Annotated in this window: 18 protein-coding genes, 1 tRNA gene and 3 pseudogenes; 16 read left to right on the top strand and 6 right to left on the bottom strand. The window is 61.9% G+C overall.

What is annotated here, in order from left to right; translation table 11 throughout:
• The first annotated feature begins 1 nt into the window (after window position 1).
• From EGJ09_RS20100 to EGJ09_RS20085, 4 genes and pseudogenes are all read left to right on the top strand, one after another.
• Window positions 2-78, top strand: a tRNA-Ile gene (locus EGJ09_RS20100).
• Window positions 79-364: 286 nt separating this feature from the next.
• The gene (locus EGJ09_RS20095; RefSeq protein WP_115273038.1) at window positions 365-625 is read left to right on the top strand and encodes a helix-turn-helix transcriptional regulator; all 261 of its coding nucleotides are present in this window, start codon (window positions 365-367) and stop codon (window positions 623-625) included.
• A 2-nt stretch (window positions 626-627) separates the two neighbouring features.
• A complete protein-coding gene (locus EGJ09_RS20090) occupies window positions 628-1,962 on the top strand; it encodes a type II toxin-antitoxin system HipA family toxin (protein ID WP_125924626.1) in 1,335 nt (444 codons plus the stop codon).
• Window positions 1,963-2,183: 221 nt separating this feature from the next.
• Window positions 2,184-2,434 (top strand): annotated as a pseudogene (locus tag EGJ09_RS20085) (nuclease-related domain-containing protein); the annotation flags it as partial.
• A 94-nt stretch (window positions 2,435-2,528) separates the two neighbouring features.
• Here EGJ09_RS20085 and istB read toward each other — a convergent pair.
• From istB to EGJ09_RS20060, 3 genes and pseudogenes are all read right to left on the bottom strand, one after another.
• Window positions 2,529-3,283: pseudogene (istB, locus tag EGJ09_RS20075) on the bottom strand (IS21-like element ISPsy14 family helper ATPase IstB).
• Between the two features lie 19 nt (window positions 3,284-3,302).
• A complete protein-coding gene (gene istA, locus EGJ09_RS20070; protein WP_125924625.1) occupies window positions 3,303-4,817 on the bottom strand; it encodes an IS21 family transposase in 1,515 nt (504 codons plus the stop codon).
• A 180-nt stretch (window positions 4,818-4,997) separates the two neighbouring features.
• A pseudogene (locus EGJ09_RS20060) lies at window positions 4,998-5,081 on the bottom strand (helix-turn-helix domain-containing protein); the annotation flags it as partial.
• 189 nt (window positions 5,082-5,270) lie between these two features.
• Here EGJ09_RS20060 and EGJ09_RS20055 point away from each other — a divergent pair.
• The gene (locus tag EGJ09_RS20055; RefSeq protein WP_125924623.1) at window positions 5,271-6,410 is read left to right on the top strand and encodes a Fic family protein; all 1,140 of its coding nucleotides are present in this window, start codon (window positions 5,271-5,273) and stop codon (window positions 6,408-6,410) included.
• Between the two features lie 120 nt (window positions 6,411-6,530).
• Here EGJ09_RS20055 and EGJ09_RS20050 read toward each other — a convergent pair whose 3' ends face one another.
• Window positions 6,531-7,088 (bottom strand): serine acetyltransferase, encoded by a 558-nt coding sequence (locus tag EGJ09_RS20050; protein WP_115273043.1) that lies wholly within the window; start codon window positions 7,086-7,088, stop codon window positions 6,531-6,533.
• Between the two features lie 124 nt (window positions 7,089-7,212).
• Between EGJ09_RS20050 and EGJ09_RS20045 the strand changes: the two genes are divergently transcribed.
• From EGJ09_RS20045 to EGJ09_RS20000, 10 genes are all read left to right on the top strand, one after another.
• The gene (locus tag EGJ09_RS20045; RefSeq protein ID WP_115273044.1) at window positions 7,213-7,674 is read left to right on the top strand and encodes an Lrp/AsnC family transcriptional regulator; all 462 of its coding nucleotides are present in this window, start codon (window positions 7,213-7,215) and stop codon (window positions 7,672-7,674) included.
• A gap of 190 nt (window positions 7,675-7,864) precedes the next feature.
• Window positions 7,865-9,547 carry an NAD(P)/FAD-dependent oxidoreductase gene (locus EGJ09_RS20040; RefSeq protein WP_125924622.1) on the top strand — a complete coding sequence of 561 codons (1,683 nt, stop codon included), beginning with the start codon at window positions 7,865-7,867 and terminating at the stop codon, window positions 9,545-9,547.
• A 14-nt stretch (window positions 9,548-9,561) separates the two neighbouring features.
• Window positions 9,562-10,356, top strand: a complete 795-nt coding sequence (locus EGJ09_RS20035; protein ID WP_046787561.1) for a carbon-nitrogen hydrolase family protein — start codon at window positions 9,562-9,564, stop codon at window positions 10,354-10,356.
• Window positions 10,357-10,421: 65 nt separating this feature from the next.
• Window positions 10,422-12,704 carry a pyrroloquinoline quinone biosynthesis protein PqqF gene (gene pqqF, locus EGJ09_RS20030; protein ID WP_125924621.1) on the top strand — a complete coding sequence of 761 codons (2,283 nt, stop codon included), beginning with the start codon at window positions 10,422-10,424 and terminating at the stop codon, window positions 12,702-12,704.
• Between the two features lie 169 nt (window positions 12,705-12,873).
• A complete protein-coding gene (gene pqqA, locus EGJ09_RS20025) occupies window positions 12,874-12,945 on the top strand; it encodes a pyrroloquinoline quinone precursor peptide PqqA (RefSeq protein ID WP_008365141.1) in 72 nt (23 codons plus the stop codon).
• Window positions 12,946-13,034: 89 nt separating this feature from the next.
• Window positions 13,035-13,946: a pyrroloquinoline quinone biosynthesis protein PqqB gene (gene pqqB, locus EGJ09_RS20020; RefSeq protein ID WP_046787559.1), complete on the top strand. Its 912-nt coding sequence runs from the start codon at window positions 13,035-13,037 to the stop codon at window positions 13,944-13,946.
• Between the two features lie 9 nt (window positions 13,947-13,955).
• Entirely contained in the window at window positions 13,956-14,711 is a 756-nt protein-coding gene (pqqC, locus tag EGJ09_RS20015; protein ID WP_046787558.1) for a pyrroloquinoline-quinone synthase PqqC, read from the top strand.
• Window positions 14,708-14,983 carry a pyrroloquinoline quinone biosynthesis peptide chaperone PqqD gene (gene pqqD / locus EGJ09_RS20010; protein WP_012316584.1) on the top strand — a complete coding sequence of 92 codons (276 nt, stop codon included), beginning with the start codon at window positions 14,708-14,710 and terminating at the stop codon, window positions 14,981-14,983. Before pqqC ends, pqqD begins: the two co-directional genes overlap by 4 nt.
• On the top strand, window positions 14,955-16,103 hold the full coding sequence (pqqE, locus tag EGJ09_RS20005) for a pyrroloquinoline quinone biosynthesis protein PqqE (RefSeq protein WP_115273046.1): 1,149 nt from the start codon (window positions 14,955-14,957) through the stop codon (window positions 16,101-16,103). The genes pqqD and pqqE overlap by 29 nt, the downstream gene beginning before the upstream one ends.
• The gene (locus EGJ09_RS20000; protein WP_125924620.1) at window positions 16,069-17,892 is read left to right on the top strand and encodes a S9 family peptidase; all 1,824 of its coding nucleotides are present in this window, start codon (window positions 16,069-16,071) and stop codon (window positions 17,890-17,892) included. The genes pqqE and EGJ09_RS20000 overlap by 35 nt, the downstream gene beginning before the upstream one ends.
• 31 nt (window positions 17,893-17,923) lie before the next feature.
• Here the strand turns inward: EGJ09_RS20000 and EGJ09_RS19995 are convergent, their stop codons facing one another.
• Both EGJ09_RS19995 and EGJ09_RS19990 read right to left on the bottom strand, forming a co-directional pair.
• Window positions 17,924-18,082: a YqaE/Pmp3 family membrane protein gene (locus EGJ09_RS19995; protein ID WP_012316587.1), complete on the bottom strand. Its 159-nt coding sequence runs from the start codon at window positions 18,080-18,082 to the stop codon at window positions 17,924-17,926.
• A 194-nt stretch (window positions 18,083-18,276) separates the two neighbouring features.
• A complete protein-coding gene (locus EGJ09_RS19990; protein WP_115273048.1) occupies window positions 18,277-19,557 on the bottom strand; it encodes an aspartate aminotransferase family protein in 1,281 nt (426 codons plus the stop codon).
• A gap of 208 nt (window positions 19,558-19,765) precedes the next feature.
• Between EGJ09_RS19990 and EGJ09_RS19985 the strand changes: the two genes are divergently transcribed.
• Window positions 19,766-20,689, top strand: a complete 924-nt coding sequence (locus EGJ09_RS19985) for a LysR family transcriptional regulator (RefSeq protein WP_046787554.1) — start codon at window positions 19,766-19,768, stop codon at window positions 20,687-20,689.
• Window positions 20,690-20,722 lie beyond the last annotated feature (33 nt).

Below are 20,722 nucleotides of genomic sequence, written 5' to 3'. Positions count from 1 at the left end.
AGGGCCTATAGCTCAGTTGGTTAGAGCAGAGGACTCATAATCCTTTGGTCCACGGTTCGAGTCCGTGTGGGCCCACCACCTTCAAAGCCGCGCATTGCGCGGCTTTTTCATGTCCGCTGTGCGCAGAAGGAAATAGCACGCCAGGGCTGTGAGGTAGGGCGCGCAAAAGCTAACAGCACCGGAAACCGATGCAGATGCTGAGCAATACCTGTGTCCTTGTAGCCCCTGAGCCACAAAATCACGCTGACCCACGCACTATGTAGCCTATGAGCTACAAAATTTGTCCCGACGGCACTTGTTCGAATGTAGCTTACGGGCTACATTTTTCAGCATTACACCTATTTTTGATGCCCAAGGGCTACAAATGACTTCTCTCTACGATGTCTCCGAAATGCTGAAACAGGCGCGTGGTGAGGCGAAGCTGAGCCAGGAAGCGCTGGCCGGACGTGCCGGCGTCTCGCGCACGACCGTTGCACGTATGGAAACACTGGCCAAAGGCGATATGAGTGTTTCAGTGCTGGTTCGCCTGCTGGAAGCGGCCGGCTACGACCTGAAGCTAGTCAAAGCCGGACACCAGCGCACTGTTGAAGACATCCTCAGCGAGCAGCGGTCAGGGAGCGCGTGAGCATGATTCTCGATGTCCACGTCAGCTCAAGGCTGGTGGCCAAGCTCTATCGGGAGCGCGATGAATACGTGCTGAAATACCTGCCAGGCAGCGCAGCGGAAGACTTTGTCAGCCTGACTATGCCGGTTCGCGAAGAAGCATGGCGCTGGCCCCGTGACCTGTTCCCGTTTTTCCGCCAGAACCTGCCCGAAGGGTATTTACTGGGCGTTATCCGCGAAGAGTTCGGCCCGCTGCTTGATGGCACCGACCTGTCGCTGCTGGGCGTCGTGGGTGGCACCGGCATCGGCAGAGTCTCAGTGACGCCTGAAGGCGTCCAGCCTGGCGTCGAGATCGCCCCGCTCGAGATAGAACACCTACTCAAGGCAGAAAACACCAACGAACGCTTTGCCGCACTGGTGCGGCAATACGCGCGGGTAGCCGTGTCGGGGGTCGTGCCAAAGTTCATCTCCAGCGACGCCGCCGAACCTCGGGAGCCGCTGGGTAAACCGACACTGCGCACCGGTTCGCACATCATCAAGGGATCCGACGACACGACCCCTTTTCTAGGCTTCAACGAGTTCTACACCATGCGCGTACTGGCCCGGCTGAATGTCGTGCCTGTCGCCACCTGTCGTATGTCAGAAGACGGCAAAGTCCTGGTAGTGGATCGCTTCGACGTGGACGCGCACGGCATCCCCCGCTACGGAGTCGAAGACGCCTGTGGGCTGCTTGGTTTACCACCACATGAAAAGTACGCCCCCACCACCGAGCGGGTGTGGAAGGCCACGCGGGCCTATATCCCCGCTGATCGTCTGCAGACGCAACGCGAGCATCTAGGCTGGCAGCTGCTGACCAACTACGTGGTACGCAATGCTGATTGCCACGCGAAGAACATCGCGCTGTTTTACACCTCGCGTGCTGACGTGGCCTTTACTCCGGCCTATAACCTGGTGACCACTCAGGCCTACCCGCGCTTCGCCAGCAACCCACCTGGCCTGTCCGTAAGCGGCAGACAAACCTGGACACCGGGCCGTTCGCTGGAAACCTTTTTCAAAGCCGTCCTAGGTATTCCACCGCGCCAGTATGCCACCATGGTCGAGCAACTCTGCGAGTCCGCCGTAGCGGTCGGTAGAGAAGTGATCGAAGCCGCGAAAAACGAGCCTGCCTGGCGCGATGTGGCCAAACACATGGTGCATGCCTGGAACGAGGGAATGGAGACATTGCGCAGCCCCAAAGCCGCCCCGCACTTTCGCGGCTTGGATACCGCCATTGAAGACGCCGGCTTCTCCGGGCCGCGCAAACCACAATGCAGCCGAGAGGTGATTGGCCGCTCTGAGTTGCTGGCAAAGAAGCGCTGAATTCATGGCGCAGGGCCAATGGCTGCAGATCCCCCCGAAGCTGTGCGCTAAGACGCCACAGTGAGCTGATTGGCCTTAACTATTCGACTCACGAAATGAGCCGAATACGGCCAATAAATATCATCGCGCCTTTACGCCAGATTTCGGTACTATTTGGTTAACTCAGGATTGCTGAAGGTTGGAAAATGGAATTCACCCCCGTCATTGCGCAAGTCTAAAACATGCTGATCTGGTTTACTCCAGCAGCACTGTTGATCGGTCTACTTAAATCGCCCTGGAACAAGGGCCATATTGGCGAACTCCTGGTGCGACTGTTTACCCATTGGCAGCTCGATCAGCAGACCCACCGCCGCCTGCACAACGTCACCCTGAGCACACCCGACGGCACCACGCAGATCGACCACATATTCCTTTCGCCCTACGGCATCTCGTGCTGGAAACGAAGAACATGAGCGGCTGGATTGCGGATTCCACGCCATTCGGACACTCAGCCCACGAACATCCGGACACTCGTTCCACGCTCATTCGGACAGGCAGTCGGAGCGCAGCGACGCAGGTTTGCATTGTTAGTCTGAAGTCCCTGTCGTCGTCAATTTCGTTGCGCGCCTGCGCATCGATTCGCCTTCAGTTCGATCCGGTAAGCGTTGTGCACCAGCCGATCGAGGATCGCGTCGCCCAAGGTCGGATCGCCGATCAGTGCGTGCCATTTGTCTACCGGCATCTGGCTGGTCACCAGCGTCGAGCGGTTGCCGTAGCGGTCGTCCAGCAGTTCGAGCATGTCGCGCCGTTGTGCGGCGGTAAACGGCGCCAGGCCCCAGTCATCCAGGATCAGCAAGTCGGTCTTGGCATAACCCGCCATCAGTTTCGCGAAGCGCCCATCGCCGTGGGCTAGGCCCAGCTCTTCCATCAAGCGCGGCAGACGCAGGTAACGCACGCTGTAGCCATCGCGGCAGGCCTTGTGGGCCAGCGCGCAGGCGAGCCAGGTTTTACCTACGCCCGTCGGCCCGCCGATGATCAGGTTCAGGCCATCGCGCAGCCACTGGCCGCTGCCCAGTTGCAGGATCAAGGCCTTGTCCAGGCCGCGAGGGCTGCGGTAGTCGATGTCTTCCAGGCAGGCGTTATGGCGCAGTCGTGCGGCTTTGAGGCGAGTCGTCAGGCGTGCATCTTCGCGCTCGGTCAGCTCGCGGTCGACCATCAGGCCAAGGCGTTCGTCGAAGCTGAGATCGTTGATGTCGGGCGTAGCGTGTTGTTCGCTGAGCGCTTTGACCATGCCTTGCAGGCGCAAGGTTTGCAGCTTGTCCAAGGTCGGGTTCGGTAGCATTTTGATCCTCCTTTTCAGGTCAGTGGTAGTAGCCGGGGCCGCGCAGGTTGATGTGCTCGTCGGGCAGCAGCGGCAGGTTTTGCTGGCCCAGCGGCAGCCGTTCCAGTCCTTGGCGCAGGATCGATTCCAGGCTCTTGTAACTGCATGCGCCCAGTGCCAGCGCACGCTGGCACGCGGCTTCCAGCCGCGCTTCGCCGTGCTGTTTGCTCAGGCGCAGGATGCCCAGGCAGGCGCGGAAGCCGTGCTGTGGGTGGATTCGGCGTTCGAGGATGTAGGTGATGACGCCAGCGGTGTTGGGCCCGGTTTGCTCTGCCCAGCGGATCAGCCGTTGCGGCGTCCATTCGGCGTGCTCGCGGTGGCTTTTGGGCATGTGCTCGATCTGGGTGGTGTGGCGGCCTTTGTGCTGTGAGCGCAAATGGCTGGCCACGCGCTGGTTGGCGTGGAAGCACTCGATGGTCTGCGCGGTCAGCCGCACTTCGAGTTGGTGCTTCACCAACTGGTATGGCACCGAGTAGAAGTGGCCATCGACCTCGACGTGGTAGTCGATATGGACGCGTACCTTTTTCCACTCGGCGTAGATGTAAGGGTGTTCCGGTAGCGGTTGCAACGCCGGTTGGTCGATGGCCTCGAAGGCCGAACGGCGTGAGCCGGGCAGCTTTTTGAAGGGCTTTTGGTTGAGGCGATCCAGCAGCAGTCCGATGGCCGTGTTGAGTTCACCCAGCGAAAAGAACTGCCGATTGCGCAGCACCGCCAGGATCCAGCGCTCGACCACTTGAACACCGACTTCGACCTTGGCTTTGTCCTTGGGTTTTCGTGAGCGAGCAGGCAATACGGCGACGCCGTAGTGCTCGGCCAGATCGCGGTAGCTGGGGTTAATATCGGGCTCGTAACGGTGCGCCTTGGTCACGCCACTGCGCAGATTGTCGGGCACCAGGATCTGTGCGGTGCCGCCGAAAAAAGCAAAACAGCGGGCGTGCGAGCCCAGCCAGTCGGGCAGTTTCTGCGACCAGGTCGCCTCGGCGAAGGTGTAGCTGGAGGCACCGAGGACGGCGACGAAAATCTGGGCCTGGCGGATCTCTCCGGTTCGCCGGTCGATGATCGGCACGGTCTGACCCGCGTAATCGACGAACAGCTTTTCGCCTGCGCGATGTTCCTGGCGCATGACCACGTCGACCTTGGCGGCCCAGAGGCGGTAGTGCTCGCAGAACCAGCTGTATTGAAAGCCTTGCGGATGGGCGAGTCGGTACTCTTGCCAGAGCAGGGCCAAGGTGACACCGGGACGGCGTAACTCGGCGTGGACATGAGCCCAGTCCGGCGTCGGACGTTGGTCGCTTGGCGCGGGTACTGCCGGCGGAAAAAAACGCCGATTCAGCTCGGCATCTGAGAGATCGACGGGCCACTGAAGCCCGCTGGCAGCGAACCGGCAAAGGTAGTCTCCCGCACTCGAATGGCCAATGGATAAACTTTTGGCGATATTGCGCACGGACAGGCCGGCGTCGAACTTTAGGCGTAGTACCTCTCGGATTTTACGCATGGATAAACGCTCCACGACGACCACTTCGCTTCGATAAAAGAGGCCGATGGTAGTGAATAATCCTGCGTTGCTGCCTGCCTGAAAGTGTCCGGATGGCCGTGGAATCGGTGTCCGGATACTTGTGGAATGAGTGTCCGGATGTTGGTGGAATGGGTGTCCGGATGGTCATGGAATCCCCAAAGGGCTGCGATCAAGCATCCGGGCGATCGCTCTTTGGCTCAGGCCCTGAAGCTGGCCGAACTGGATCGTGATGCGTTCTTTTATCGATTCAAGAGTGTTTCTGAATTGCTGGAAGCAGTCGCGTGAGCTGGCTCAACACCCACAAATCAGGTGCACTCATTAAGTCAGCCAACCTGGCTTTAAAATTAGACAGTGAGCCGAATAGCCGGCATTATCGGCTCACCAAATGAGCCGAATAAGCTCGTTAATCGGCTCAAAAAAGAGCACCCCTCCATGAATGAACCGCTCTGGATCTGGCAGCAGCCCAACTGGGCGCACTTTAGCTGGCAAGCCGATGCACTTGCCCCGCTGCTGCGCGCTTGCAGCCAGGCTCAGGGTCGCTTGCTCGGGATGCTGGGAGCTGTAAGTAGTGACACGCAAGTGCAGAGCAGCCTGGATGCCCTACTGCAGAATATCGTCACTTCATCCGCCATCGAGTGTGAGCAGCTGAATGTCGGCTCGGTGCGCTCGTCGCTGGCGCGGCGCCTGGGGCTGAACGAGGAAGGTCGCACCACCGCTCGATCCGAAGGCCTGGCGCAACTGCTGCTCGATGCCACCCGCGCCTATCAGCAGCCGCTCGTTCTGCAGCGGCTGTTCGCCTGGCATGCTTGGCTGTTCCCCAGCGATGACCACTTGATGGCCCGCCCGCTACGCGTCGGCGTGCTGCGCGGCGAAGAGCCCATGCAGGTAGTTTCCGGTCGTCTCGAGCGCCCTACCGTACATTTCCAGGCCCCACCTCGCGCCGGGCTGGAAGCGCAACTGGACGACTTCTTTGCCTGGTTCCAGAGCAGCCGCAGCGATGCGAGCCTCGACCCATTCTTGCGTGCCGGCATTGCGCACTTCTGGTTCGTTACCCTGCACCCATTCGATGACGGCAATGGTCGTCTTACACGCGCCATCACCGACTTGGCTTTGGCTCAGGGCGAACAGCAGGCTATCCGCTTTTACGCCATGTCGGCTAGCATCCTCAACGATCGTGCCGGCTATTACCGCATCCTGGAGGCCAGCCAGAAGGGCACGCTGGATATCACCGCCTGGCTGCAATGGTTCCTCGCAACGCTGCTCAAGAGTCTGGAGCAAGCCCTTGCTCGTATAGACCGCGTGCTGGCCAAGGCGCGCTTCTGGCAGGCTCACCGCAGCCAAGCCTTATCTGCCGAGCAGGTCAAAGTGCTTAACCGCCTGCTCGATGGCGGCGAGAGAGGTTTCGAGAACGGCATCAGCGCCGCGCAATACCAGGCCGTGGCCAAGGTCTCGAAAGCCACCGCCACGCGCCACCTGAGCGATCTTGTCGAGAAGGGCTGCCTTGCCCGACTGCCCGGCGGCGGGCGCAGCACGCGCTACCAGCTACAGCACCCGGAAAACGCTCAAGGCTGACCTCGCAGCGACAAAACAGCGCAACGCGACACGATCCTGCCATTACGCCAGTTCGAGTCCGTGTGGACACCCGATACAAGAAAGCCGCGCGATTGCGCGGCTTTCTTCATTTTCAGGCTCTCAAGAATCCTGCCGTGGCTGCATGTGCCGCTGGCGCGGGTTGTAGAAGGTGCTATCGGGAGGAATGTCTCGGGTCACCAGAGACATGGCCCCAATGACCACGTTGTTGCCGATGCTGATGTGGTCAGCAACGATGCAGCTATTGGCACCGAGGCTGACGTTCTCGCCTATGCACAGCGAGTAATGGTCCAGGCCAAGGGTCTTGATCCCAACCGAGCAATTCTGCCGTATGAAAAAATTACGCCCGATGCTTGCGTGGCGAGTGATCACCACGCCTGGCAGATGGGCGATACGAAGGCCGGGAGCTATTTGCGCGCCGATGTCGATGTCCACGGCGTACTTGAGATTGAGCCGCTGCTGCATGCCGCGGGCGTATCGCCTGCTCAGGCCGCCGCGGGCATCAAGGTACTGCGCCAGGCGGTAGGCGAAAAGAAAGCGCAGCTTGTTGTCCTTGCGCGCACGTCGCAGCACGTTGAAGAACAGGCTGGTACGGCGCCCGGGCTTTTTCTTGTTGGAGACTTCCTGCCGCCAGCATTCCAGCAAAGTTTCGAAGTTCACACGGTGGGTCCACTAAAGTCTGCCAATCATCATGCCGCAATTAAGTCAGCCACGCAGCAGCACTTTGCCTTGCCCTGATTGGCGCTGCGTGGCTAGGCTAGCAAGCCCACTGTAGAGACTCGCCATGTCGAATCCCCGCCCAATCGCCCTCGATGAAATCGATCACCAACTGATCGCCCTGCTGCAGATCAATGCCCGCGAAAGCGTCGCCACCCTTGCCCGCCATCTGGGTATCGCTCGCACCACCGTCAACTCGCGCCTGGCGCGGCTGGAGAAGGGAAAAGTCATCACTGGGTATGGCGTGCGCCTGGGCCAGCGCCTGGTCGATGGCGGCCTGCAAGCCTATGTCGGGATCAAGGTGCAACCGCGCTCCGGCAAGGACGTGGTGCGGCGCCTGGCTGCCATGGGGCAAGTGCAGCAATTGTGCGCGGTCAGCGGTGAGTTCGATTACGTAGCATGGCTGCGCAGCGATTCGCCAGAACAACTGGACCAGCTGCTGGACCAGATCGGTAGCGTCGAGGGCGTGGAGAAGACCACCACCTCGATCATCCTCAGCAGCAAAGTGGACCGCGGCCAGCCCTTCTAGATGACAGCGGTACAGTTGCCGAGCAAAAAACGTCACAAGTATTTATAGTCATGTCGTTATGACGAAAAAAAATCCAATACGACGGCGTTTTGCATCTTAATTACGAACACCCCGCTCCCTAAAATGACCACCAGGCATCTCCTATACTCAGGCTCCGCCCCTGCGCAGCCGCTCTGGCAAGGTCACAGCAATGAACAAGAAAAACCGCCACCCGGCCGACGGCAAGAAACCCATCACCATCTTCGGCCCGGACTTCCCGTTCGGCTTCGACGACTGGCTGGAGCACCCGGCTGGGCTGGGCAGTATTCCGGCTGATCGCCACGGTGCGGAAGTCGCTATCGTCGGTGCCGGCATCGCAGGCCTGGTGGCGGCCTACGAGCTGATGAAGCTGGGGCTCAAGCCTGTGGTGTATGAGGCCTCGAAAATGGGTGGCCGACTGCGCTCGCAGGCCTTCAACGGCACCGACGGGGTCATCGCCGAGCTCGGCGGCATGCGCTTTCCGGTGTCCTCCACCGCCTTCTACCACTATGTGGACAAGCTGGGCCTGGAAACCAAGCCCTTCCCCAACCCGCTGACACCGGCATCCGGCAGCACGGTGATCGACCTGGAAGGCCAGACCTACTACGCCGAAAAAGTCAGCGATTTGCCCAAACTGTTCCACGAGGTAGCCGATGCCTGGGCCGACGCGCTGGAAAGCGGCGCGCAGTTCGCCGATATCCAGCAGGCGATCCGCGATCGCGATGTTCCGCGCCTCAAAGCGCTGTGGAACAAGCTGGTACCGCTGTGGGACGACCGCACCTTCTACGACTTCGTCGCCACCTCGCGCTCGTTCGCCCAACTGAGCTTCCAGCACCGTGAGGTGTTCGGCCAGGTCGGCTTCGGCACAGGCGGCTGGGACTCGGACTTCCCCAACTCGATGCTGGAAATCTTCCGTGTGGTGATGACCAACTGCGACGACCACCAGCACCTGATCGTCGGCGGTGTGGAGCAGGTACCGCAGGGCATCTGGCGCCATGTACCGGAGCGCTGCGCCCACTGGCCCGAGGGCACCAGCCTGAGCGCGCTGCATGGCGGCGCACCACGCACCGGGGTAAAGCGCATCGCCCGCGCAGCCGACGGGCGCCTGGCCGTCACCGACAACTGGGGCGACACCCGCCACTACGGCGCCGTGCTCGCCACCTGCCAGAGCTGGCTGCTGACCACCCAGATCGATTGTGAAGAATCACTGTTCTCGCAAAAGATGTGGATGGCCCTGGACCGTACCCGCTACATGCAGTCGTCGAAAACCTTCGTCATGGTCGATCGCCCGTTCTGGAAGGACAAAGACCCGCAAACCGGCCGCGACCTGATGAGCATGACCCTCACTGATCGGCTGACCCGCGGCACCTACCTGTTCGATAACGGCGACGACAAGCCCGGCGTGATCTGCCTGTCCTACGCCTGGATGAGCGACGCCCTGAAGATGCTCCCGCACCCCGTGGAAAAACGCGTGCAACTGGCCCTGGATGCACTGAAGAAGATCTACCCCAAGACCGATATCGCCGGGCATATCATCGGCGACCCGATCACCATTTCCTGGGAGGCCGACCCGCACTTCCTCGGTGCCTTCAAGGGCGCACTGCCTGGCCACTATCGCTACAACCAACGGATGTACGCGCACTTCATGCAGCAGGACATGCCAATGGAGCAGCGCGGGATGTTCATTGCCGGCGATGACGTGTCGTGGACCCCGGCCTGGGTCGAGGGGGCAGTGCAGACTTCGCTGAATGCGGTGTGGGGTATCATGAACCACTTCGGTGGCCAGACCCATCCGGACAATCCAGGCCCAGGCGACGTGTTCGACGAGATCGGGCCGATCGCCCTGGCAGACTGAGACAAGGAGGCAGCATGCGCATCGCTCTGTTCCAGGGTACGCCCAACCCGCTGGACGTGCCCGGCAACCTGCAACGGCTGCGCCACCAGGCGCAGTTGGCGGCCGAGCGCGGCGCGCAGTTGCTGGTGTGTCCGGAGATGTTCCTGAGCGGCTACAACATCGGGTTGGCACAGGTAGAACGCCTGGCAGAGGCCGATGATGGCCCGTCGGCCATGGAGGTGGTGGAGATCGCCCAGGCGCATCGCATCGCCATCGTATACGGCTACCCCGAGCGCACTGACGATGGCGCGATCTACAACAGCGTGCAACTGATCGACGCCCATGGCCGCAGCCTGTGCAATTACCGCAAGACGCACCTGTTTGGTGAGCTGGACCGCGCCATGTTCAGCCCCGGTGCCGACCACTTTCCGGTGGTCGAGCTGGAGGGCTGGAAGGTGGGGCTGCTGATCTGCTACGACATCGAGTTTCCGGAAAATGCCCGGCGCCTGGCGCTGGATGGCGCTGAGCTGATCCTGGTGCCGACCGCAAACATGACCCCGTATGATTTTGTCTGTCAGGTGACCGTGCGCTCCCGGGCCCAGGAAAATCAGTGCTACCTGGTGTATGCCAACTATTGCGGGGCCGAGGGCGAGATCCAGTACTGCGGCCAGAGCAGCATCATCGGGCCGGATGGCAGCCTGCTGGCCATGGCCGGTCGGGATGAGTGCCAACTGCTGGCACAACTGGAACATGAACAGGTGGTGCAGGGCCGCAAAGCGTTTCCTTACCTCGCAGATCTGCGCCAGGAATTGCACCTGCGGCGGGGCTGAGAACAGCCTTTGCCGGCGGTCAGGCCAACTAATTTGTTAGCATGAGTGCTTACCCCGGAGCCCCCATGCCTGATGCCATTCGCCACCTCGTATTAGCCAACGGCCTGCAGCTCACCCTGCGCCATGCCCCGCGGCTCAAGCGCTCGGCTGCTGCGCTGAGGGTCCACGCGGGCAGCCACGATGCCCCGGCAAAATGGCCTGGGCTCGCGCACTTTCTCGAGCATCTGTTCTTCCTCGGCACTCCTCGATTCGCCTTGGATGACGGCCTGATGCGCTACGTCCAGACCCTCGGCGGGCAGGTCAACGCCAGCACCCGCGAACGCACCACCGATTTCTTCTTTGAAGTCCCGCCCGCAGCCTTGGCCGGCGGGCTGGAGCGCCTTTGCCAGATGCTCGCCGAACCCGACCTGGGTAGCGAACGCCAGCGCCGCGAGCGTGAAGTGATCCATGCCGAATTCATCGCCTGGGCGCGCAACCCTAAGGCCCAGAAGGATTTTGCCCTGCTGCAATCAGTGTCGGCTGGCCATCCGCTAGGCGGTTTTCATGCAGGCAACCGGTATACCTTGGCGTTGCAGGATCCTGCCTTTCAGCGGGCCCTCACAGATTTCCATCAACGCTACTACCACGGCGGCCAGATCACCTTGAGCCTGTGTGGGCCGCAACCGCTGGATGAGCTCGAACAGCTTGGCAGGCACTACGCTGGTTTGTTTGCCTTCGGCGAACGCACGCCACAAACACCGCCACCTGCCCTGTCGAACACGAACACAGCCCTGGTATTCACCCATGAAAACCTGCCCCCTGGTGGCGAACGAGCATTGGAGTTGCTGATTGCCGGTTTGAGCGACAGCAGGCCGGGCACCTGGCTGGATGCACTGCGCCAGCGCAGCTGGCTGCAAACTTTCAAGGCAGAAATGCTGTACGCCTTCGCCGGGCAGATGCTCTGGCACATCGAGCTCGAACTCAGCGCAGACGCCTGTGCAGAGGAAGTACACGCCCTGCTGCACGGATGGTTCGGCTTTATCCGGCAATCCGGCCCGGCGCACCTGAACGCCGAATTCGGCCTTCTGCAACAGAGCCGCGAACGCAACGCCAGCCCCCTCGAGTTGGCCCGCCGTGACAGCGCAGGCCAGCCATTGGCGGCACTTGATGCACAAGCACTCTGCGCACTTCAGGCACTGCTCGAAGGCCTGCCATCGCGCAAGCATGGGCAATGGCAGCTGCCAGCACCCGAGCCTTTGCTGTTTACCGGCTTGCCCCCCACGCAGGCGCCTCAATTGCCTGCAGCGCTGACGGTCAGTGAGCAACTGCCGGCGGCACGCCAATACGGGGCATTTCACCTGCGCTGGCAAGTGCCTTCGGCCCTGCGCCAGGGCTTGCACGCCGTGCTCGAACGCGCCCTGCAGCCGCTACAGGCGCGGTGCGAGCGTGCCGCGTTGCAACTGCAGTTCAGTGCCGCAGGCGAAAATTGGCAGCTGCGTTGCACTGGCCTGCCCGCAGCGGTCACGAGGGCCGTCGAACTCGCGATGGCGTGCTTGCGTTCGCCCGCTGACTGGGAGCCTGCGACACAACAGCCCCCCTTGCTGATCCCGATCAGAGCCCTGCTCAACCAACTGCCAGGTGCACTCACCGGCGCGGCACCAACGCCCGAAGCAACCCGCGCGCTCAATCAACAGGCACTCGACGATGCATGGCAGCACAGCCGATGGCATGGCCTGGCGGTGGGCTTCGACGCAACCGCCCTGCAAGCCCTGAGCGCCGCATTGCAAGGCTGCCCCGGGCAGTTTGGCATGCCGGTACCTCCGCCCGACTGGCAGGGCCGCCGCTGGCATCACGCCAAGGTGCCGGGCAGCGAACCCGCACTGTTGCTTTTTTGCCCCGTGCCTGACCATCAGCAAGCCTGCGGCCGGCTTCTCGCCCAGTTGCTGCAAGGGCCCGTGTACCAAAGGCTACGGGTGGAATTGCAGCTGGGTTACGCCGTATTCAGTACCTTTCGTCAGGTCGAGGGCATCGGCGGGCTGCTGTTCGGCGTGCAATCGCCCCGTGCCACCCACGCCGAGATCCTCAGTCACCTGCTCACCCTCCTGCGCCAAGGTGTATGTCTCGACGCTGCTGCACGGCAAAGGTTGGCGGCGCAGTTCGACGAGCCAGCCATGGCCAACGCGGAGCTTGCCGATTGGGCATGGCAGACACACTTGGCTACACTACCCGACGATCTGCCCGCGTTACGCGTGGCTATCCTGAAGACGCAACAGGCGCATCTGGACGATTTGCTGGGCCGCTTGCTCGCAGCCGATTCACCCTTGCTCTGCCTGGCCAATGGGCCTGCGCCAGCGGGGGCCTGGCACTGATCCGGGGTCAATTGTTACGTATACCGCAAGGGCGCTTTTCGAAGAATTAACCTTTCGGTACAAGATTTTCTTGTAAGATAACGCTATCTCAGCCGCCGGAACCTTCGGCGCGAGGCGACGCCAAACAAATAGCTGAACCCTCTACCCTAACCCGGAAGGAGCAAAAACCATGTGGACCAAACCTGCATACACTGACCTGCGTATCGGCTTCGAAGTGACCATGTACTTCGCAAGCCGCTAAGCACTGCCTGCGTTTCAACGCCTCGGCCAGCCGGGGCGTTGTCGTTTTTTCGGCTACGGTTCTTCGGACAGTTCGGATAGAGAGCAACCATGTACATCCAGATTCTCGGTTCCGCCGCCGGCGGTGGCTTCCCGCAGTGGAACTGCAACTGCGCCAACTGCAAGGGCTATCGCGATGGCAGCCTGCGCGCCACGGCACGCACCCAGTCGTCGATTGCCCTGTCCGACGACGGTGTGCACTGGATCCTGTGCAACGCCTCACCCGACATCCGTGCCCAACTGCAGGCCTTCGCGCCAATGCAGCCGGCCCGTGCCCTGCGCGACACCGGCATCAACGCCATCGTCCTGCTCGACAGCCAGATCGACCACACCACCGGCCTGCTCAGCCTGCGCGAAGGCTGCCCGCATCAGGTCTGGTGCACCGACATGGTCCATCAGGACCTCACCACCGGCTTCCCGCTGTTCAACATGCTCAGCCACTGGAACGGTGGCCTGCAGTGGAACCGCATCGAGCTCGAGGGCAGCTTTGTCATCCCGGCCTGCCCCAACCTCAGGTTCACTCCGTTCCCGCTGCGCAGCGCCGCACCGCCTTACTCCCCGCACCGCTTCGACCCACATCCGGGCGACAACCTGGGGCTGCTGGTGGAAGACACCCGCACCGGCGGCAAGCTGTTCTACGCGCCCGGCCTGGGCCAGGTCGACGACAAGCTGCTGGCAATGATGCACGGCGCTGACTGCCTGCTGGTCGACGGCACGCTGTGGGAGGATGATGAAATGCAGCGCCGCGGCGTCGGCACCCGCACTGGCCGCGAAATGGGTCACCTGGCGCAGAACGGCCCCGGCGGCATGCTCGAGGTGCTGGACGGTTTCCCACGCCAGCGCAAGGTACTTATCCACATCAACAACACCAACCCGATTCTGGACGAAGACTCCCCCGAACGCGCCGAGGTCCAGCGCCGCGGTGTGGAAGTCGCCTTCGACGGCATGAGCATCGAGTTGTAAGGAGGCCCGATGAGCGAGGCACTGCCACTGTCGCCTGCCGAATTCGAGCAGGCCCTGCGCGCCAAGGGCGCCTACTACCACATTCATCACCCCTATCACGTGGCGATGTACGAAGGGCGCGCTACCCGCGAACAGATCCAGGGCTGGGTAGCCAACCGCTTCTACTACCAGGTGAACATCCCGATGAAGGATGCCGCGATCCTGGCCAACTGCCCGGACCGCGAAGTGCGCCGCGAGTGGATCCAGCGCCTGCTCGACCACGACGGAGCCCCGGGCGAAGACGGTGGTATCGAAGCCTGGCTGCGCCTGGGCCAGGCCGTGGGGCTCGACCCGGACCAGCTGCGTTCCCAAGAGCTGGTGCTGCCAGGTGTGCGCTTCGCCGTCGATGCCTACGTGAACTTCGCCCGCCGTGCCAGCTGGCAGGAAGCGGCCAGCAGCTCGCTGACCGAACTGTTCGCCCCACAGATCCACCAGTCGCGGCTGGACAGCTGGCCGCAACACTACCCGTGGATCGATCCTGCCGGCTACGAGTACTTCCGCACCCGCCTGGGCCAGGCCCGGCGCGATGTCGAGCACGGCCTGACGATCACCTTGCAGCACTACACCACCCGGGCGGGCCAGGAGCGTATGCTGGAAATCCTGCAGTTCAAGCTGGATATCCTCTGGAGCATGCTCGACGCCATGAGCATGGCCTACGAGCTGCACCGCCCGCCGTATCACACCGTCACCCAGCAACGGGTATGGCACAAGGGGATTGCCCTATGAGTTTCGACCGCAAGCAAGTGCCGAACTGGCGCCCCGGTTACCGGTTCCAGTACGAACCGGCGCAGAAAGGCCACGTGCTGCTCTACCCTGAGGGCATGATCAAGCTCAACGACAGCGCCTCCCTCATAGGCGGCCTGATCGACGGCAAACGTGATGTGAACGCGATCATCACCGAGCTCGAGCAGCAATTCCCTGGTGTGCCCGAAGTCGCTGATGACATCGAGCAATTCATGGAGGTGGCCCGTGGCGAACACTGGATCACACTCGCCTGAGGTACCGGTCGGCCTGCCGCTGTGGCTGCTGGCCGAACTGACCTATCGCTGCCCGCTGCAGTGCCCGTACTGCTCCAACCCCCTCGACTTCGCCGAACAGGGCAAGGAGCTGTCGACCGCGCAGTGGTTCAAGGTGATGGCCGAGGCCCGTGAAATGGGTGCCGCGCAGATCGGCTTTTCCGGCGGTGAGCCGCTGGTGCGCCAGGACCTCGCCGAGCTGATCGGCGAAGCGCGCCGGTTGGGTTACTACACCAACCTGATCACCTCCGGCATCGGCCTGACCGAGGCACGTATCGCCAACTTCAAGGAAGCCGGCCTGGACCACATCCAGATCAGTTTCCAGGCCAGCGACGAGCAGGTGAACAACCTGCTGGCGGGGTCGAAAAAGGCCTTCGCACAGAAGCTGGAGATGGCCCGGGCAGTGAAAGCCCATGGCTATCCGATGGTGCTCAACTTCGTCACCCACCGGCACAACATCGACAAGATCGACCGCATCATCGAGCTGTGCGTAGCGCTGGAAGCCGACTTCGTCGAACTTGCAACCTGCCAGTTCTATGGCTGGGCGCACCTCAACCGCCTGGGCCTGCTGCCGACCCGTGAGCAGCTTGAGCGCGCTGAACGCATCACCAACGAGTACCGTGCAAAGCTCAAGGCCGAAGGCAACCCGTGCAAGCTGATCTTCGTCACGCCGGACTACTACGAAGAGCGCCCCAAGGCTTGCATGAATGGCTGGGGCAGCCTGTTTTTGACCATCACGCCGGACGGCACTGCCCTGCCTTGCCATGGCGCACGTCAGCTGCCGGTGCAGTTCCCGAATGTCCGCGATCACGACCTCAAGCACATCTGGTACGACTCGTTCGGCTTCAACCGTTTCCGTGGTTATGACTGGATGCCCGAGCCCTGCCGCTCGTGCGACGAGAAAGAAAAGGACTTCGGCGGCTGCCGCTGCCAGGCCTTCATGCTCACCGGCGATGCCAGCAACGCCGACCCGGTGTGCGCCAAGTCGAGCGACCACGGCATCATCCTCAAGGCCCGCGAGGAGGCAGAAACGGCCGACCTCGCCATTGAACAGATGACCTTCCGTAATGAGCGCAACTCACGTGTCATTGCCCGCGGGTGAATTCAGTGCCGCGCAGGCCGTCGCCGCCGGCACCGATTTCGCCGAACTCAAAGCCAGCCCCAAAGGCCTGTTCTGGAATGAATTTCGCCCGGCCGACGGTGCTTGCCGCATCTGGTGCTGGCGTGACCAGCAGGCACGCTGCCTCACGCCTGACGGCTTCAGCGTGCGCAGCCGGGTCTATGAATACGGTGGAGGCAGTTTCTGCCTGAGCGATGACGCAGTGGTGTTCGTCAACGAGAAGGACCAGCAGATCTATCACCAGGGACTTGATGGCGCGCCACCGCATGCGCTGACCCAGAATGCCCAATGCCGTTACGGCGACCTGCAATGGCACGACGGCCAAGTGCTGGCGGTCGAGGAGTGCCATGGCGAGAGTGTGGAACATCGCCTGGTGGCATTGGGTGAGGCCGCCGTTGAAGTGCTCGGCGCAGGCGCTGATTTCTATGCATCCCCCACGATCAGCGCCGATGGCACACGCCTGGCCTGGATCGAATGGGACCGGCCGGCGCAGCCATGGACAGTCACACGGCTGATGTGTCGCGAACGGCAAAGTGACGGTAGCTGGGGCGCGGCGCGCTGCATCGCGGCGAATGACGAGTCCCTCCAGCAACCTCGCTTCGACGCGCAAGGGCGCTTGTACTGCCTGTCCGACCGTAATGGTTTCTGGCAGCCCTGGGGCGAGTTGGGCGGGCTATGGCAAGCCTTGCCCGCCGAGCCGGCAGACCACGCTGCCGCACCCTGGCAACTGGGCAACAGCACCTGGCTGGCAATCGGACCACAAAGCTACCTGGCCAGCTGGTTCGAAGGTGGCGTCGGGCAACTCGGGCTACGCACCGTCGACGGCCAGATGGAGCGTTTCGCCAGTGCCTATAGCCGTTTTCGTAGCCTGGCCATCGACGCCGGGCATCTCTACGCAATCGCTGCCTCGCCGATCAGCCCGCCAGCCGTCATTGCCATTGACCGGGCAAGCCACGAAGTACGGGTTCTGGCAGGCGGCGCCGAGTTACTGCCAGCCGATTGCATCAGCCAGCCGCAATCCATCCTCTACGACAGTGGCGGCGAGGTTGCCCATGGTTTCTTTTACCCGGCAGCCGGCGCCAAAGGGCCTTCCCCGCTGGTGGTGTTCATTCATGGTGGGCCAACCTCAGCCTGCTATCCGGTGCTGGACCCACGGGTTCAGTACTGGACCCAGCGTGGCTTCGCCGTTGCCGACCTGAACTATCGGGGCAGTACTGGTTATGGTCGCGAATATCGCCAGGCCCTGCACTTGCGCTGGGGCCAGAGCGATGTACAGGATGCCTGCGCGGCAGTCGAACACCTGGCCGAACGCGGTTTGATCGACCACCGCAAAGCCTTCATACGTGGTGGCAGTGCCGGCGGTTATACCACCCTGTGCGCCCTGGCGTTCCATGACGTATTCCGTGCCGGTGCCAGCCTCTACGGGGTAAGTGACCCGGTTGCGCTGGGCCGCGCCACGCACAAGTTCGAAGGCGATTACCTCGACTGGCTGATCGGTGACCCGCAACAGGATGCCGAGCGCTATCGCCAACGCACCCCACTGTTGCATGCCGAGCAGATCAATGTACCGGTGATTTTCTTTCAGGGTGAACTGGATGCTGTGGTGGTGCCGGAGCAGACGCGCTCGATGCTTGAGGCGTTGAAGGCCAATGGCATCGAGGCCGAGGGGCACTTCTACGCGGGCGAACGGCATGGTTTTCGAAAGGCCGAAAACCTTGCACATGCCCTCGAGGAGGAATGGAAGTTCTATTGTCGGGTGCTGGCCCAGTGAAACCTGGGGCCGCCCTGCGGCCCCAGCAGATTCAGCGCTTGGCGATGATGTACACCGCATGCACGATACCCGGAATGTACCCCAGCAAGGTCAGCAGGATATTCAGCCAGAACGCCCCGCCGAACCCGACCTGCAGAAACACACCCAGCGGCGGCAGGATGATGGCGATGATGATGCGAATGATGTCCATGCAAGTTTCTCCTCAAAGGGTCTAAACAGAGACTAGCTGGGCATCGCAGAGGTTCCACCGGTGCATGCCGTGGTTTTTTTGCAGCGCTCAGGCACCTTGCCAAGGGCCTGCCCCCCACAAAAAAAACGCCCCGGGCCAAATGAATCAGGCCAGGGGCGATGCGCAGAAACGCCAGACGGTTCGTAGAATTCGTATCAGGCCGAGACTTCACGGCGGGCATGCTGCTGCGCGTGCAGGCGGGCGAAGGCCCGGGCCAGGCGCAGGAGCATTTCATCGATGTTGCCTTTGCTCACCGTCAACGCCGGTGTAAAACGCACCACATCGGCCTGCGGGGCATTCAAAAGCAGGCCCTCGTGCAAGGCCGCCTGCACCAGGTCCTTGGCCAGGTGTTCCTGTAGCTGAAGCGCCCAGAGCAGGCCTTGGCCGCGTACTTCGCCCTGGCCATAGCGGCCGGCCAGGCGGCTCAGGCCATCGCGCAGATGGCGGCCACTGTCCTGGACATGCTCGAAAAAGCCCGGCTCCAGTACGGTATCCAGTACCGCAAGGCCTGCAGCGCACATCAGCGCATTACCATGGTGGCTGCCCTCCAGCTCGCCGGGGGCCGCGCAGCAAGCGGTACCACGAGCAAGCAAGGCCGCCAGCGGCACGCCGGCTCCCAGGCCTTTGCCCAAGGTAATGATGTCAGCGCGCACCCCGTAGGTTTCCTCGGCCAGCAATGCTCCGCAGCGGCCAATGCCGGTCTGCACCTCGTCAAGGATCAGCAGGATGCCCAGCTCACGGCACAACCGCTCGACGCCTTTGAGGTATTCCCTTGTCGCGGGAATCACGCCTGCCTCGCCCTGGACCGGCTCGAGCATGATTGCCACAGTTCGCGAGTCGACTTCTGCATGCAGCGCCGCCAGGTCGTTGAATGGCACTTTGCTGAAACCCGGCAGGCCGGGTTCACAGCGGTTGCACGGCAGCGGATCGGATGCCGACAGGGCCCCCAGGCTGCGGCCATGGCAGCCCTGGCTGGCAGTGATGATGTGATAAGCGCCGTTGCGGTGCAGCTGGCCCCATTTGCGCGCCAGCTTGATCGCCCCCTCGCAGGCCTCGGCGCCACTGTTGAGCAGGTACGCCTGATCGCTACCGGTGCTCTGGCACAAGCGGTTGGCCAGCGTCAGCAAACCACGGCTATGGAAACCGGCCCCTGGGTTGATCAACGCCTGGGCCTGATTGCCCAGCGCCTTGACCAACACGCTGGGGCTGTGGCCCAGGCTGTTTACCGCGCCGCCCTGGGTAAAATCCAGGTAAGCATGCCCTTGGTTGTCCCACAACCAGGAGCCTTGGCCACGCACGAACACTTGTGGCGCACGTTCGGCGCCGGGCATCAGGCGCTCGCGGGACAACGCCGATGCGTCTGGCACGCTTACCGGCGCACGCTTGGGCACGACAGCTGCGGCGGGGGCCGATCGGCGCAGGTTGAACAGGTTCATCGGGGGCTCCGGCCAGTCACGGCAAAGGGCAACGTCCGGTCTTGGCGCCGGCGCTTGATAATTTTGCCTTTCCTATCAAAAGTGTTTCTCAAACGGGGTAACAATGCGCGAATTGATCGCTGTAACCCGCTGGAATACGGCGATAGACTAGGCCTCGGCGGCGCTTGCGGCCATTCCGTTTTTTCAGCTTTTTCGATAAGTAATACTTATGGATTTTCGCCAACTGCGTTATTTCGTCGCGGTGTATGAAGAAGGCCATGTCGGCCGCGCTGCTGAACGCCTGTCACTGTCTCAGCCGGCCCTCTCGCAGCAGATCCGCCAGCTTGAGCACAGCCTTGACCTGAGCCTGTTCGAGCGCAGCAACAAGCGCCTGCTGCCGACCTTGGCGGCCCACACCCTGTACAACCACGCCCTGCCTCTGCTCGATGGGCTGCAGCGCGCCCACGAAGCGATGCGCAACTTCAAGGGCCAGTCCTTGCGCACGCTGGCCATCGGCGTACTACAGACGGTTCGGCCGAGCCTGGTGCCGCAGTTGCTTGAGCGGTTGCGCAAGGCCCAACCGCATCTTGTGGTACAGATCTATGAGCTGTCGGGGCTGGAAATCGAACGACGCCTACTCAACGGCAACCTGGATATCGGTATCAGCTACCTGCCGCCACGCCAACCTGGGCTACACGGCTTGCTACTGTACGAAGATGAACTGCAGCTGGTGATCCCTGATACCCATCCGTTGAAGGACTTCAAGAAAGTCTCTATCAGACAAGCTGCAGAACTGCCGATGCTGATGCTTGGCGAGGAATTCCAGATCCGCCAGATCTGGAAGCAACAGTTGGCCAGCCTGGGGCGCAGGCCGCAGGTTCAGGCGGAGATGAACAACATGGGCGGCATTCTCGACAGCCTGGCCCACACCGCACTGGCCACTATCCTGCCTGGCCGCGCCAAGGAGGCTGCCGACGATGACCAAGGGTTGCTGTGGAAACCATTGAGCGAGCCGCGGGTGCCGTTGAAGGTTGGCCTGGTATTTCGCGATGCCCAGCGCCAGCAGGCATCGGTTGAGTTGCTGCGCACGCTGCTCGAGGAAGAAGCCGACGCACGGCAACTGGGGGCTTCACCCCTGGATGTGCTTGGCTGAAATACACGCGCGCAAAGAAAACCCCGCCGAAGC

Origin of the sequence: Pseudomonas sp. p106 (genome assembly GCF_003936645.1) — a bacterium.
Taxonomy (GTDB): Bacteria; Pseudomonadota; Gammaproteobacteria; order Pseudomonadales; family Pseudomonadaceae; genus Aquipseudomonas; species Aquipseudomonas putida_E.
This window is presented reverse-complemented; position numbering and strand designations above follow the sequence as displayed.